The sequence below is a fragment of the Ralstonia sp. SA306 genome (assembly GCF_054792405.1).
In genome coordinates this window covers 828,176-842,618 of record NZ_CP096452.1, presented here as the reverse complement: position 1 = coordinate 842,618, position 14,443 = coordinate 828,176, and the positions used below count along the sequence as shown (strand labels likewise).

The following is a 14,443-nucleotide window of genomic DNA, read 5'->3' as shown; positions in this document are numbered from 1 at the left end:
ATCAATGCAGCGGCGCGAGCGTGTATTGCGCATCGCTGCGGTCCTGCTGCGCGGGGCGGGAGCACAGGAAGGTGTCCCAGCCCAGGCGGCCGTCGTTGCTGTTGTCCAGCGTGCTGCCGATCACGTCTTGGTGGCGCAGGATCAGCTTGACCTCAAACTCCAGCGTGGTGCCGCACAGGATGGTCAGCATCTTGCGCAGTGCCAGCGCGCCAGACGCACCGGGCAGGAAATTGCGGTACTGCGCGCGCTTGAGCGGCCCCACCCACAGGCGCACCCGCAAGTCGCGCTGCCACACCCGCGCGCCGGCCAACGCCGTGGCGCCCAGCAGGTTGTTGGTGCTGCCCAGCCGCGTGTACTGCGACGCCGGCACGCGATACCACCCGCCGACAAACTGCTCCACCCGTATCGGCGCCTGGAAGTAATCCGACAGCACGCGCTGCAGATACGCCGCAGACACCGGCCGATGCCGGATCGCCGTGGCATAACCGGCCAGCGCCTCGTCGAGGATCGGCCCCGGCGTCGTGGAAAGATCGCGACGCAGCGTCTTGTCAGCAGCACCCGCCAGCGACAGCAGTAGCGGCAGGTAATGCTTGTTGCTGTCGACTTCGTACTGGAACGGCAAGCGGTATTTCTTCCACGCCAGATAGAACAGCGCGGTCGCCCGGTTCGAAAAGATGTCGAAGAACGCGCGGGCTGCGCGGTCGCGCCACAGGCTTTCGCGCTCCGCCACGATTTCGGTGTAGCGCAGCGGCAAGGCGCCCTGGCCGCCCAGCATGCCGAAGAACGTGGGCGTGATCGCCAGCGAATCGAGCGCGCCCTCTTCCAGCGCAGCGATGAACGCGGCATCGGTTTCGAGCATCTCGGCGGTAATGCCATCCGCCTCGATGTGCTGCAGTTCGCTGGGCGGAAACGAGAGCGACAGCGTGTTGCGAAAGCTCAGACGCGTGGCCAGCGCCTGCTCGGGCGCCATGCCGCCTTCGCGCGCAAACAGCTGCTCCAGCAGCCGCACGGCCTGGAAGAACTGGTACCGGTGCGGCTGCTTGAGCAGCCGCCGGATCACACCAGGATCGATTCGCCGCTGCGGGGTGCGCATTTGACCAATTCCTTGCCACTGCGGCGCGAGACCGCAATCAACTGCACAAAGCTGTTCATGTGGACGTACAGGCCGAAGAAGTGATCCAGCACGCGGATGAAGCGGTGCATGCCGGTGCCCACAAAGGCGTCTTCGTCCAGCGTGAGGCGCACTTCCAGGCCGCGCACGAAGGTGGCGAACGGCTTGCCCGCCAGCCACTGCGTCGCCGGTTGGTAGTCCAGGGCAACAATGCCCTCGATCTGCCGTGCCGAGATCGCGTTGCGCGGCAGATCGTGCAGGCGCAGCATCTCTTTCAGCGTCGGCAAACCGTTCTGCACGAGCGACAGATGGTTGAGCGCCAGCAACGAGATCAAACGCCACTGCGCCGCCCGCCCACCGCCAAACCGCATGGAAGGCGTCGGCTTGCGCAGGAAGGTGATGTTGCGGGCAATGGAGCTGCCTTCCATCGACAGATCGCCATCGGGCTGACCAAATGCCAGCGTCGAAGGCAGGTCGCGGTTCGTGCAGGTAACGGTCAGGCTCAGCGTGTCGGTCTGCGGGCTGGTCGGATCGAAGTGCGTATCGACGATGGAGATCTCGGTTTCGAACCCCGGGCTGCGCTGCGCGATCAGCTCGTCGCGGCGTGCCAGCCAGTAATGGCCCGCGCGGCCGGGCTCTTCACCGTGATGCAGGGAGTAGAACGGCCGGAACTCCGTGACCTTCTCGTGGGCCGTGGTTTCGCGCACCAACTGCACGTTGTCGATGGAATAGATGTCAAAGCCGTGCGCGCGTCGGCTGTCGGCCACGACCGGATACGCGCTGGCCGTATGTTCGATACGGATCGGGTCGGCCTTCTGCTGGAACAGATTGACCACGGGCGTGCAATGCAGGCGCAGGTGCTCCGGCTGCAGGTTTTCAAGCAGACGCGCAGCGTGCGAATCGCTGCGCAAGTCTTTCAGCACCAGATGCAGCGTCAGACGGCGCACCGGCACGCCCGGCGTCATGCCGCGTCGCAATGCAGCCAGGTCGATATCGAAGAAGTTGAATTTCTCGGCAAAGCTGAAGTGCTCGGTCAGCAGCCGATAGGCCGGGTGTGAGCGTGCCGGGCAATCGATCAGGGATTCATCTTCGGTAAAGCCGACTTCGTGCAAGGGCACGGAAATCAGGCGCTTCCAGACGCCTGCGCGTTCGGCTTCGACGTAGCCGGCCGCGGTATGCAGGAACAGCGCGTCACCGAGCGCGGCTACGAAAGACGGTTCGCCGTCCATATAGACGCGCAGTTTGTCCAGTGGCAGCGATTCAAAACCGCCGCGCTCCCCCACGTATTCCAGCGTGATGGCAATGGAGCCCGTCGCGCCCTTTGGCAGTTGCACGGCGGCCGGCGCAGACACCGCACGCTCGAACGTGGCACCGGCAACGCGCACCGGCGCGAACGTGACGTCATATGCAGTGCGGAAACGGCATTCGACCTTGCGCACCACGCGCGTGGTGAGAAATGTGCCGCGCGCAATCGTGACCGGCGCGCTCAGTTGCGCAGCCACGCCGCGCACATCGAAATGCGCCACCGAGCACGATGGAAAGGGCCGCAGGTAGTGCGGATACAGCACCTCCAGCAGCGCCTCGGTAAATTCGGGGTAGTCGTCGTCGAGCTTCTTGCTGACGCGTGCGGTCAGGAAGGCAAACGACTCGATCATCCGCTCGACATGCGGATCGTCGCAGCCGTCGCCCGACATGGCGAGGCGGCCGGCGATCTTCGGATACCGCTCGGCGAAGTCGCGCGAGTACCGGCGCAGGAAGGCCAGTTCTCGTTCGTAATAAGGCAGCAGCTCTTCCATTCTTCGTGGCGGTCCGGTGGCGGTCCTGCAGGTGCTTCAGCGTGTTGCGGGTGGTGCGTTGTGCAGGTCCGTGCAATCTCAGCCGCGTCCGCGCGACACGGAATACCGCAGCGTCGAGGGTTGCAGCATGGCGTCAAAACTCACGGGCTCGCGAGCGGGCCCCACCAGCAGCACCGCGCTGATCCCAAAGCACAAGGCATTGGTCGCGCGCTCATTGATCTCCAGCGACACATTCACATGCTGCAGACGCGGCTCGTGCCGCTCGATCGCCTTGGTAAGCGACTGGCAGATGTAGTTGCGGTCGTAGAAACTGGCCAGGCTCAGGCCGGAAAAATCGTTCAGGCCATACGTGAGCAACGACCGCTTGCATTCCGGCAAGCCGTGCAAGTCGTCCTCTTCCAACACGATGCGCGTGTTGAGCAAGGATTCAATATCGCGTGCCACGGTGCTCTTGAGTTCTTCAAGCGAGAGCTGGCGCAATGCCGTGGGCATGGGCGCGTGCGGCTCGTCGTCGAAGAGCTTGTCGAGCAGGCTGGGTTCGAAGCCTTTCATATGCTGCTAGAAAACAAGATGCCGCAGCACGGCGGCTGCGGCTCTTGTCATCAGGAGAACACCAAACGTTAAACCGAGTAGGTCTTGTCGTTCTTGGTGAGGCTCCAGGCGCCTTGCGAGTTGCCGCCTTGGCCGCCGGCGCTCTTCTGCTGCGTGTACTTCCACTGCACAGCGGCGTAGCGCAGGCTGAAGGTGTCGGTCGGAATGCCCTGGGCGACCACTTGCGAATCGACTTCGCTCAGGATGGCGTTCTTCAGCTTGACTTCGAGGTACTTCACGCGGTTGCCTTCGCCGTCTGCGCGGAAGAACTCGATGGTCACTTCACCAAAGGTCGTGCCGCCCGAAGCGTGCTGATACAGCAGCGGGCTGACGACGTCCAGATCCTTCGTGAAGACCATGTCGCGGTGCTCGCAACGCTCAGCCGTGTGGCCGCCGGCGGTCGAAGCCGTGGCCGAACGCGGTTGGCTGATTGCCTGCGACCAGCTGTTGATTTCGATCCAGTCCTTGTGATCCTTGTCTTGCGACTCCCCCTTGATTGCCGGGCTGTCGAACTTGACGTAGATATCCTTCATACAGAGACCCTCTTCAATAGATTGGTTGTTGGTACTGCAACGGGTAACGAGCGTAACGGGTGGTTATGCCCGAACATTCCCCCCCGGGGAGAGTCCGGTCAGGAATTACGAGTTGGCCGACTTCGGCAGATCCGCCACCAAACGCAGCGAGATCGACAGTTCATCGAGCTGGAAATGTGGCCGCAGGAACGCCACCGAGCGGTACGTGCCCGGCTTGCCGGGCACTTCCGCCACCTGGATCGACGCCTCGCGCAGCGGGAATTGCGCCTTCTGTTCTTGCGTGGCGTTGTCGTCCAGCAGCACGTACTGCGAAATCCAGCGGTTCAGGAACGTCTCAACGTTCTTGGCCGAGGCAAAGCTGCCGATCTTGTCGCGCATCATCGCCTTCAGGTAGTGCGCCACGCGCGATACCGAAAAGATGTACTGCAGCTGCGCAGACAGGACCGCATTGGCGTTTGCGCTGTCGGAGTCATATTTCTTGGCCTTCTGCGCCGACTGTGCAGCGAAGAACGCGGCGTAGTCCGTGTTCTTGCAATGCACGAGCGGAATGAAGCCGAGGTCGCTCAGTTCCTTCTCGCGGCGGTCGGTGATGGCGATCTCGGTCGGGCACTTGAGTGCGATTTCGCCGTCATCGGTCTTGAAGGTGTGCGTCGGCAGGTCTTCGACCAGGCCGCCACCTTCCACACCGCGGATGGCAGCACACCAACCGAAGTCGTCAAATGCTGCCGTCAGGCGCGCGCCGAACGCCCAGGCGGCGTTGCACCACAGGTACTTGCTGTGATCGGTGCCGTCCACGTCCTCAACAAAGTTGAAGCTCTCGACCACGGTGCCGTCCTTCGGGTTGTACGGCAGACGGCCGAGGAAGCGCGGCAAGGTCAGACCCACGTAGCGCGAATCTTCCGAATCGCGGAACGACTTCCACTTGGCGTATTCAACCGTGTCGAACACCTTGGCCAGGTCACGCGGCTTGCCCAGGTCGGCAAACGATTCCAGGCCCAGCAGCTCAGGCGACGACGACGCAATGAACGGCGCATGCGAAGCCGCTGCCACGTGCGCCATCTGCTCGATGAAGTACATGTCTTCCGGCTGACGCGTGACTTCATAGTCGCCAATCAGCGCGCCAAACGGTGCACCGCCAAAGGTGCCGAACTCTTCTTCGTAGACCTTCTTGAACAGCGCGCTCTGGTCAAACTCGATGGCAGTCTTGAAGTCCTTCGTCAGATCGCGCTTGGTCGCGTTGAGCGCCTTGATCTTGATTGTCTGGCCGGTACTCGTTTCCTTGACCAGATAGTTCAGGCCGCGCCAGGTGGATTCCAGCTTCTGGAATTCCGGCGCGTGCATGATCGCACTCAGCTGCTGCGAGATCAGGCGATCCAGCTCTGCCACGCGTGCATCGAGCGTGGCAGACAAGTTGTCGGACACCACCACGGTGCCGCTCAGCACCTGGCTGGCGAGCTCGCCGATGATGTCTTTCGCGCGTTCACGCTCGGAATCGGACTTGGCGACGCGGCTTTGCTCGACGATGCTGTCCAGCAGGCTCACCTCTTCCGCAACCGAGGCGCCCTGCGCAGCGGATTGGTTCTCAAGCATCCTCGCCCCCGTTTTTCTTGGCGCCCAGCTTCTTCGCGTTTTCGGTGTTCTTCAGCACCTCCGACAGCAGGTCTTCCAGCTTGTCGTTACCGGCCATCTTGTTGCGCAGGTCAGCCAGCTTTGAGCGGGCTTCGAGCAGCTTGCGCAGCGGCTCGACCTGCTCAACAACAGCTTCGGGGCTGAAGTCTTCGAGCGAGCGGAACTTCAGGTCGACGCCAAAGCGGCCGCCGTCTTCCGTCAGCGTGTTTGGCACCTGGAACGCCGCGCGCGGCTCCACGCCCTTCATCACTTCGTCGAAGTTGTCGCGGTCGATATTGACGAACTTGCGATCGCGCAACTTGGGTTGCTGCACTTCGGATTGGCCCGACAGGTCAGCCACCACGCCCACCACGAATGGCAGCTCTTTCGTCTCGATTGCGTCGCCGATTTCGACGTCATACGTCAGTTGTACACGCGGCGGACGCACCTTTTGCAGACGCTTCTGTACGCTTTCTTTCTTGGCCATCACGTTCCTCCAGGAATGCGAACCAGCGCTGTGCTTAACGCAGGGCGCCGAACGGGTCTGCGCTGCCGCTGGCAGCACCGGTGGCAGCTGCCGGCGCAGCAGTCGTGCCATGCGCGGCAGCTGTGCCGTGCTCGGCAGCGGGCGCTGCGCGGCGGACGACGCGGCCGGCCGGGCGGCGCACCGGCTGCTTGGCGACCGGTTGTTCGCCCGGGAACAGGACCTGTTCACCCAGCGTGTCACGCAGCATCTTGGCAAGCACTTGCGCGTCGGTCTTGACGTCGCCAGCCAGCGCGCTGTCAGCACGCAGCTCTTGGAGCGAACGGCGCGCCACGCGCAGGCCGCTCACAGCCAGGATGCTCTTGGCCTGACGATCGGCGTTGTCACGCTGCAGGGCTTCTTCTGCGGCCAGGATGGCCTGCGGATACTTCTCTGCGCCGAACTGGATCTGCGCGATGCGCACCCACGGCTCATCACGGGTCGGGTTCTGCTTGGCGATCTGCTGGTACAGATCAATAGCCTTGTCCTGCTGGCCGCCCTTGGCCGCAGCTTCCGCCTCCGACATGCTCTGGCCGAAGGCCTCGTCGGTTTGGGGTCCGGGGTTGGTACTCGCGCAGCCCGCAAAGAGAGCGGAGGCAGCAGCCAGCACGATGAAGGAACGGAGAACGGAAGTAGACGAGGATTTGGCCACGGCGAGACTCTTCAAAGTTTCAAAGCGGTGTGTCGATACCCAATCAAATTCGCCGGAATTGACGAGTTAAATGTTGGTCTCGACTGGCGCGAAATAGTACACTCCGCTCGTTGCCGTTGACAACCAAAAAAGGATTATTAAGGAACCGAAACATCCTTTGTATTCAACGCCTTAGAACCGCGCCGGGCAACGATCTCCGATTATTAAGAAACGGAAACATTCTTCCGATTTCCTTTATTAAGAAATCGAAACAATGCACCGATTTCCTTTAGCGGAACGGGCGCAGCAGCAGTCAAACAAAGAGAATTAAGTAATTCAGAAATCAGGCATGAAGATGATGAAATTCGATGCTGCTTGGGGGCAAGCGGCAAGGCAGCCGGGCTGCGGCCGCCTTCTGAAGCACTCTCTGAAGCACCGTCTCGCAGGGGCGCTCAAGCTGATGCTGGTGAGCGCCAGCGTGGTCGCTCTGGCCGCCTGCTCCACCGGAGCGAGCGTGCTGGCTGGTGCGGCCAACGGCGCGCTGGAAGCCATGGGGCTGAAATCGTCGAACCTGCCCGATGCACAGAAGCCGCCACGTGAAGTGCCGCTCAAGATGACGGCGGGCAATAACCTGAACGCCGCCAACGACCGCCGTCCGGTAGCGATAGTGGTGCGCCTGTATTCGTTGAAGGACCCGACCAGCTTCCTGCAAGCGCCGTATGACACCTTCATCGACCCGGCGCGCGAGAAGCAAACGCTGGGCGCAGATCTCGTCAACGTGCGCGAGATGACGCTGATCCCCGGCCAGCGCTACGACTTCACCGAGAAGGTCTCGCGCGAAGCAACCACGCTGGGCATCGTGGCGCTGTTCCGCAGCCCCGCGTCACAGCGCTGGAAGTTCGCCTTCAACACTGAGAAGAACGAGAAGTCGGGCATTGTGATCGGCCTGCACGCCTGCGCCATGACCGTGACGTCAGGCACGCTGACCACCCCCGCCGGCGCCACGCCGCTGACTGATCTGAACCTGCTCTCCCCCGCGGTGTGCGGTAGCTGAACAACAAGGGCCAACGTGAGTTACTCCGCAAAGATTCTCTGGGGCGAAGGGCTGTTCCTGCGTCCGCAGCACTTTCAGCGTCAGGACGCGTATCACGAGTCGCGCCTGCACGCGACCGCGCAAGTCATCCAGCCATACGGATGGGGCATCCGCCATGCGCGCTTCGATACCGATGCGCTGGCCAGCGGCGTGCTGCGCGTGATCGCGCTGTCGCTGTTCTTTCCGGACGGCGAGCTGTATTTCGCTCCGCAGGCCGATGCGCTTCCACCGCCGCTGGTGCTGGACGCCATTCCCGCCGGCGTGTCAGAGCTGACCTTCCATATCGCGCTGTATCCGCTGCAAGACAACGGCGGCAACTACCGCGAGCAGATCGAAGGCGCATCGGTATCGCGCTTTGTCGGCACGGAAGAGGAAACGGCTGACCTGTATACAGAGGCCGAGCCCGCTGCCATCACGTATCTGAAGAAGTCGGTCAAGCTGATTGCCGAGACGGAGCCGCGCGAGCAGTTCATCTCGCTGCCCGTGGTGCGTGTGCGGCGTACCGGCACCGGCGGCTTTGAGCTGGACGAGAGCTTTGTCGCGCCCAGCATGGCGATCAACGCCTCGGCCGTGCTGTATCAACGCCTGCGCCGTCTGCTCGACGCGCTGCAGGCCAAGGTCAACGCGCTGTACGGCTTCCACCGCGAGCCGACCAAGAACATCATCGAATTCCGCTCCGGCGACATCGCATCCTTCTGGCTGCTGCATACGGCCAATGCGGCCTTCGCGGCGCTGTCGCATCTGTATCACCACCCGGACCTGCACCCTGAGCGGCTCTTCCAGGAAATGCTGCGCCTGGCCGGCGCGCTCATGACGTTCACCAAGAGCTACACGCTGGCCGACCTGCCCGCCTACGATCACGACAATCCGGGCCCGGTATTTGCCAAGCTCGACACGATCGTGCGCGAGCTGCTCGATACCGTCATCTCCACGCGCTACTTTGCAATTGCGCTGGAAGAGACGCGCCCGTCGTTCCACCTCGGCCGCATCGACTCCGGCAAGATCGACGACCAGACCAGCTTCTATCTGTCGGTATCGGCAGACATGCCTGCCGCCGAACTGGTGGAAGCCATTCCGGCGCGCTTCAAGGTCGGCGCCCCCGACGACGTAGAAAAGCTCGTGCTGTCGTCCATGCCCGGCGTGCCGCTCACCTACACGCCGCAGGTGCCCCCCGCCATTCCGGTGCGCCCGGGCGCGTGCTACTTCGCCGTTGAAGCGCGGGGCATGCTGTACGAACGCATGCTGCAAGCGCAGACCCTCACCATCTATGCCCCGGCCGGTATCCGGGAACTCAAACTTGAACTGATCGCGGTGACTTCATGAGCGCTACCTCCACCCCTTCGCTGTTTGGCGGTTCGGCACCGGCAACCGCTGCGGCGGATGCACGTGAATCCAACACACACGCGCGCACGCTGCTTGATTTGCTGTATGACGGCTTCTTCATGCTGTTCCAGTTGCGCAACGCCCAGCAGCCGGCCAGTGCAGAAGAGTTCCTGAACCGCGTACGCACCTTCCTTGACGATTTCGACCGTGGTGCCAAGCGCCTGAACGTGTCGGCCGAAGATGTCTTCGATTCGAAATATGCCTTCTGTGCGGCGGTGGACGAAACGATCCTGTCGTCCAACTTTGCGATCCGCCCGGCCTGGGAGCGCCGCCCGCTGCAGCTCGTGCTGTTTGGCGAACAGCTCGCCGGCGAGACCTTCTTCGTCAAGCTTGAAGAGCTGCGCGCACACGGTGCGCCGCGCCTGCAGGCGCTGGAGGTGTTCCACATGTGCCTGCTGCTGGGCTTCCGCGGCAAGTACATCCTCGAAGGCCCGGAGAAACTGGCTTACCTGACCGCACGCCTGGGCGACGAAATTTCCGCCATCAAGGGCAAGCGCGCCGCGTTTGCCCCGCACTGGCCGCTGCCCGACAAGGTCGCGCACATGCTCAAGCGCGAAACGCCGCTGTGGATTTTCGGCGCCGTGTTTGCGCTGATCGGGCTGCTGGGCTTCCTCGGGCTGTCGCACACGCTAAGCACCAAGACCAACGAAACGCTGGAAGGCTATTCGCAGGTCATCAAGCTCGGGCCGCGCTTCTCGCACCTGACGATTTCGCTGCCGTGATGGCCACGATGGGCTGCGTGCCCATCCTTCTGCTGAACTGCAAAACGAACCCCAGCGCGACGCTGTTCCGATGAAGCCTTTGTCCAACCTGCCGGCCGCCGTGCCACAAGCCGTCCTGGGCGCGTTGCTCGGGCAGCAGACCCGCCAGATCACGCTTGAGACGGCGCTCGCTTCCGACAACCTGGTCGTGGAGCGCTTTACCGCCACCGAAGCGGTGTCGGCCTCGTTCGTCCTGCATATCGATTGCCTGAGCCCATCGGCGCATCTGGATACGGCCAAGCTGGCTTCGCAGGAGGTCACGCTGCGCCTGGTGCAAGCCGACGGCAAGCGGCGCGCGTGGCACGGTTACGTGGCGGATTGCGCATCGCTTGGCGGCGACGGCGGCCTCGCACGCTACCGCCTTCGCGTCGTGCCGTGGTTGGATCGGCTGCGCACGCGCAGCGACTGCTTCGTCTACCAGGACAAGACCGCGCTGGAGATCATCGAAGACGTCTTCAGCGAATATCCCACAGCGCATTACAAAATCGCGGCCACGCAGCCGTGCGCCAAGCGCTCGATCTGCTGCCAATACCGCGAAACCGACTATGCCTTCGTGATGCGTCTGCTGGCCGAGGAAGGCCTGTCGTTCCGTATCGAACACGAGCAAAGCGACGACAAGCAGCAGCAAGGCAGCGCCCAGTCACGCCACACCGTCGTCATCTTCGACAACGATGCGCAACGGCCTACCTGCCCGCAGCCGGAGATCCGCTTCCACCGCGTTGATGCCACCGAAAGCGACGACGCGATCGAGCGCTTCTCAAACGCGCACAGCGTCGGCACCAACGCAGTGACACTCGCCTCGTGGGACTACAAGGCCTTGGCCGCCACCAGCGCCCAAGCCAGCGCCAGTGACCCCGGTGGCGAACTGCCGACGCTGGAGCGTTTTGAAGCCTCGGGCTCGTATCAATATACGAATACGCAAGAGGCCAGCCGCGCCGCGCAACTGCGCATGCAGGCGCACGAAGGCGCATACCTGCGCTACGAGGGGCAAGGCAGCGTGCGCCAATTGGGCGCTGGCCAACGCTTTACGCTCACACAGCATTTCGACAGCAAGCACAGCGAGTTCGTCACGCTGCAGGTCGAGCACGAAGCCGCCAACAACCTCGGCGCTGACATCGCGCGTTTGCTCTCCACCACCGAGATCGAATCGGGCAGCTACCGCAATCGTTTCGTGGCTGTGCCGGCAGAGGCGCCCATCGTGCCGCCCTATCGCCGTCGCCCGACCGCGCCGGAGGGCCAGGCCGCCGTGGTCATCGCCGATGACGGCGCACCGCTTACCACCGACCGCGACCACCGCGTGCGCGTGCGCTTTCCGTGGCTGCGCGCACCGGAGGTCAATGCCTTTGCCGACCCGTCCAGCAGCGACCGCACGCAGGTCACCGCCTGGGTGCGCGTGGCCAGCGCCAGCGCGGGCCCGAACTGGGGCGGCAATCACCTGCCGCGCGCCGGCACGCAAGTGCTGCTGACGTTCATCGACGGCGACATCGACCGTCCGATGATCGCCATGCAGCTGCACAACGCGCAAGACGCCCTGCCCTGGGCCCCGGCCGATGCGCCGCTTGGGCAGGCATTGTCCGGCTGGCACTCGCAGGGCCTTGGCGGCGACGGCTACAACCAGTGGGTCGTCGACGATCACCCTGGCCAGTTGCGCACGCGCCTGGCAAGCTCCACCGCCAACAGCCAGCTCAACCTCGGCTATGTCACCTCGCACGGCGCCACGGGCGGAGACCGCGGCACCTGGCGCGGCACCGGCGCCGAACTGCGCACCGATGCCTGGGCCGTGGTGCGCGCGGGTGCGGGCCTGCTGCTCTCCACTACCGCGCGGGCGCAAGCCGGCGGCACGCTGCTCGACGCCCATGAAGCGCGCGGGCAACTCACCGCCGCGCAGAAGACTGCACAGCGCTTGTCGGACGCGGCCTCCAGCCAGCAAGCGCTGCCGCTGGCCGCCAACGAAGCCTTCGAGCCGATCGACAAAGCGCTCGACCCTGCGCAGGACGGCAAGTACCCCAGCAACGTCAACGGCCAGGATTCACAGCAGCCGGTCGACAAATTCGGTCAGCCGCTACTGGTGACCGAGTCGCCATCCAGCATTGCGCTCGCCTCGCAGGCCACGACCACCGTCTATGCGGGGCGCCATCTGCACGGCACCGCGCAGGCTGACTGGCACCTGGCAGCGGGCAATGTCATCGCTGCGGCGGCGGCAAAGGGCGTGAGTCTGTTCGCCCAGCGCAACGGCATCCGGGTGATTGCCGAAGGCGGGCCAGTGTCGATCCAGGCGCATACCGATGCGCTCGCCGTGCTGGCGGACAAGGCGGTTACCGTGACCTCGTCCGCCGATTCGGTCGAGATCCTCGCGCAGCAGAACATCGTGCTGCATGGCGGGGATTCGTTGATCCGGCTGGAAGGGAATGCGGTGACGTTTGAGACGTCGGGGTTGCTGTCGGTGAAGGGGGCTGGGCATCCGTTTGAGGGGCCTGGCGGGCAGGCGGCGGCGTTGCCGGCGTTGCCTGTGGGTGCTTTACCCCCGTCAACCGTGCTGCTTGAGCACACATATCACGACGGTCAGGGCTTAGCTGGCGCCAAGTACTTCGCCAAATTTGCAGATGGATCGGAGCGGCAAGGCGTTCTGGATAGCCAAGGTCGTGCGACGTTGGAAAACGTGCCTCCTGGCAGTGTGCAAGTCAGCTACGGCCCCATGCCAGGTGCCTTTGAGCGCAAGGACAAAACGCCGATGCCTAATCACGATCCGAACCCATCGGACAACAAGCTTTCCAAGCTCGTCGATAAGTACTTGTCGGCGAGCAAGACGCCAACCCCTTCCGCCTAAAGCATCCTCTGTCCGCACGTCATGTCTTCTTCTGATACTGCACAGGCGCCGGGTGGCCTGAGCTTAAGCAAGTTCAAATCCATTTGTGCCGACGTCGGCGATTGGACCTGGGGTATGGTCCAAGGTGCCTTCAACGAAAAGGCGACCTTCTCACAGATCCTCGTCGATGCCGTGATCGGCATGATTCCCTTGGTGGGCGATGGCACTGCGGTACGCGATCTGATCGCTGTGATCATGGGCTTGATCAACACCCCCAAGAAACGCGACGAGATCTTCGAGTGGATACTGCTGGTTGTGCTGGTCTTCGCGTTGATACCCGTGATCGGCGGCGTAGTTAAAGGCGTTGGTCGGATCCTAGTCAAAGTGTTCAAGGAAGCCGCTTTGCTGACCGGCGCGGCACGTGCGGCAAAGCTCATGGAGGGCGCGCAGGAAATCATCGCGTTCCTGAATCGTATCGGTGTCAAGAACGCGGAGCAGTGGTTGCTGAAACTCCGGTTTGCGGAGTACCAAGCGAAAATCATGGACCGCTTTGGTGCGCTAATGGATGTGCTCGACATCGCGCTACAGCTGATCAAGGCTAAAGCGGGCTCCATGATTCCGGCGAGCCTTGCCCAGCGAATTGATGCCCTGCGCAATGGCCTTGCGCTGGTCAAAGCCAAGGGGAGCGAAATGATCCCCAAGGCAATCAAGGAACTGGATCAGGAGCTGCGTGAGTTGCAGGCGTACGTCCGCTCAGGGGGAGAAACCACCAGCCGCGTTGCGCTGCATGAGGCCGCGACCGGCGAACGTGTCGCAACGAAAGCAGACGAAGCCAGGTTGGTGGAGGATGGAACGTTGCCAGCGCGGTCGGCCCGAGGCGGGTGGAAGCAAAACCCCGCAACGGCGAACGATAAGAAAAGCTGGGGAAAATTCTATGAGCCTGAGCCCGATTTTCCAGACCTGACCAAGCGCGTCGAAGACGGCCAACTACCCTATATCGCCGCTTACAGCGGCCGTATCGTCAATCGGGAATTAAAACAGGGCGAAGAGATTTTCCGGCTTTTTGGACCGGGCGGCGTCACCCATGGCGTAGATATCGACCCCAGCAAAGCGGCCGGGGCATGGTGGGGGCTGGGGTCCGCGCCCAAATCAGCCAAGGAGTGGCGGGAAATGGCCGGTGTGCTTGATGAGTTCAATCGCGACGGCTTCCTTGTGACCAGCAGAGTCGAAGGCAAGGTTGGCCCTAAAGCGGTTGTCGGCACCGTTTCAGAACAATCAGGGAAAAAACTGCCCGGCCAGTACCTGCCAGGCGGCGCAACGCAGGCTTACTTCTATCTAGACAAGACCTTCGCAGAACAACTCGTGGCCCACGGCGAGCAAGTCGTCGCAAGCGGAAAGCCCATGACACTGATCGATCCGGTCAGTGGCATGTCATTCCACATACGGCCCACCGGTTGGACTGACGCTAACGGCATCTGGGGCTACCTGTGGCGTCCCGGCAGCCGCACCGTGCATACCGCCAAGGTGGCTGAACACGAAGAAGCCTCCAAAGACAACCACGAAGTCGTTGTTACCCCATGAGCACGAATCAAGCTATACAAGGCGGC

At 62.8% G+C, this 14,443-nt stretch carries 12 protein-coding genes; 5 read left to right on the top strand and 7 right to left on the bottom strand.

Translation table 11 applies throughout. The features are described 5' to 3' along the window. Position 1: 1 nt before the first annotated feature. The 7 genes from tssG to M1D44_RS20390 all read right to left on the bottom strand — a co-directional run bounded on the left by tssG (position 2) and on the right by M1D44_RS20390 (position 6,814). Positions 2-1,093, bottom strand: coding sequence for a type VI secretion system baseplate subunit TssG (gene tssG, locus M1D44_RS20420; protein ID WP_316852282.1), 1,092 nt, complete (start codon positions 1,091-1,093; stop codon positions 2-4). Further along, on the bottom strand, positions 1,057-2,907 hold the full coding sequence (gene tssF, locus M1D44_RS20415; protein WP_316852281.1) for a type VI secretion system baseplate subunit TssF: 1,851 nt from the start codon (positions 2,905-2,907) through the stop codon (positions 1,057-1,059). The genes tssG and tssF overlap by 37 nt, the downstream gene beginning before the upstream one ends. 78 nt (positions 2,908-2,985) lie before the next feature. Continuing rightward, a complete protein-coding gene (tssE, locus tag M1D44_RS20410) occupies positions 2,986-3,459 on the bottom strand; it encodes a type VI secretion system baseplate subunit TssE (RefSeq protein ID WP_024978979.1) in 474 nt (157 codons plus the stop codon). A gap of 68 nt (positions 3,460-3,527) precedes the next feature. Further along, positions 3,528-4,031, bottom strand: a complete 504-nt coding sequence (locus M1D44_RS20405) for an Hcp family type VI secretion system effector (RefSeq protein WP_009241815.1) — start codon at positions 4,029-4,031, stop codon at positions 3,528-3,530. Positions 4,032-4,136: 105 nt separating this feature from the next. Beyond that, positions 4,137-5,621, bottom strand: a complete 1,485-nt coding sequence (gene tssC / locus M1D44_RS20400) for a type VI secretion system contractile sheath large subunit (protein WP_024978980.1) — start codon at positions 5,619-5,621, stop codon at positions 4,137-4,139. Next, entirely contained in the window at positions 5,614-6,126 is a 513-nt protein-coding gene (tssB, locus tag M1D44_RS20395) for a type VI secretion system contractile sheath small subunit (protein WP_316852280.1), read from the bottom strand. Before tssB ends, tssC begins: the two co-directional genes overlap by 8 nt. Positions 6,127-6,160: 34 nt before the next feature. Continuing rightward, a complete protein-coding gene (locus tag M1D44_RS20390; RefSeq protein WP_024978981.1) occupies positions 6,161-6,814 on the bottom strand; it encodes an outer membrane protein assembly factor BamD in 654 nt (217 codons plus the stop codon). 439 nt (positions 6,815-7,253) lie between these two features. Here M1D44_RS20390 and tssJ point away from each other — a divergent pair, with 439 nt between their 5' ends. From tssJ to M1D44_RS20365, 5 genes are all read left to right on the top strand, one after another. Continuing rightward, positions 7,254-7,847, top strand: coding sequence for a type VI secretion system lipoprotein TssJ (gene tssJ, locus M1D44_RS20385; protein ID WP_235193269.1), 594 nt, complete (start codon positions 7,254-7,256; stop codon positions 7,845-7,847). 15 nt (positions 7,848-7,862) lie between these two features. Next, the gene (gene tssK, locus M1D44_RS20380) at positions 7,863-9,209 is read left to right on the top strand and encodes a type VI secretion system baseplate subunit TssK (RefSeq protein ID WP_439004459.1); all 1,347 of its coding nucleotides are present in this window, start codon (positions 7,863-7,865) and stop codon (positions 9,207-9,209) included. Then, entirely contained in the window at positions 9,206-9,991 is a 786-nt protein-coding gene (locus tag M1D44_RS20375; RefSeq protein ID WP_024978984.1) for a DotU family type IV/VI secretion system protein, read from the top strand. The genes tssK and M1D44_RS20375 overlap by 4 nt, the downstream gene beginning before the upstream one ends. 70 nt (positions 9,992-10,061) lie before the next feature. Next, the gene (locus tag M1D44_RS20370) at positions 10,062-12,857 is read left to right on the top strand and encodes a type VI secretion system Vgr family protein (protein WP_316852279.1); all 2,796 of its coding nucleotides are present in this window, start codon (positions 10,062-10,064) and stop codon (positions 12,855-12,857) included. Between the two features lie 21 nt (positions 12,858-12,878). Then, positions 12,879-14,417 (top strand): hypothetical protein, encoded by a 1,539-nt coding sequence (locus M1D44_RS20365; RefSeq protein WP_316852278.1) that lies wholly within the window; start codon positions 12,879-12,881, stop codon positions 14,415-14,417. Positions 14,418-14,443: the final 26 nt, after the last annotated feature.

Coding starts and splice junctions, on each gene's coding strand:
- tssG (WP_316852282.1), bottom strand. CDS start 1,093: ATGCGCACCCCGCAGCGGCGAATCGATCCTGGTGTGATCCGGCGGCTG.
- tssF (WP_316852281.1), bottom strand. CDS start 2,907: ATGGAAGAGCTGCTGCCTTATTACGAACGAGAACTGGCCTTCCTGCGC.
- tssE (WP_024978979.1), bottom strand. CDS start 3,459: ATGAAAGGCTTCGAACCCAGCCTGCTCGACAAGCTCTTCGACGACGAG.
- M1D44_RS20405 (WP_009241815.1), bottom strand. CDS start 4,031: ATGAAGGATATCTACGTCAAGTTCGACAGCCCGGCAATCAAGGGGGAG.
- tssC (WP_024978980.1), bottom strand. CDS start 5,621: ATGCTTGAGAACCAATCCGCTGCGCAGGGCGCCTCGGTTGCGGAAGAG.
- tssB (WP_316852280.1), bottom strand. CDS start 6,126: ATGGCCAAGAAAGAAAGCGTACAGAAGCGTCTGCAAAAGGTGCGTCCG.
- tssJ (WP_235193269.1), top strand. CDS start 7,254: ATGCTGGTGAGCGCCAGCGTGGTCGCTCTGGCCGCCTGCTCCACCGGA.
- M1D44_RS20375 (WP_024978984.1), top strand. CDS start 9,206: ATGAGCGCTACCTCCACCCCTTCGCTGTTTGGCGGTTCGGCACCGGCA.
- M1D44_RS20370 (WP_316852279.1), top strand. CDS start 10,062: ATGAAGCCTTTGTCCAACCTGCCGGCCGCCGTGCCACAAGCCGTCCTG.
- M1D44_RS20365 (WP_316852278.1), top strand. CDS start 12,879: ATGTCTTCTTCTGATACTGCACAGGCGCCGGGTGGCCTGAGCTTAAGC.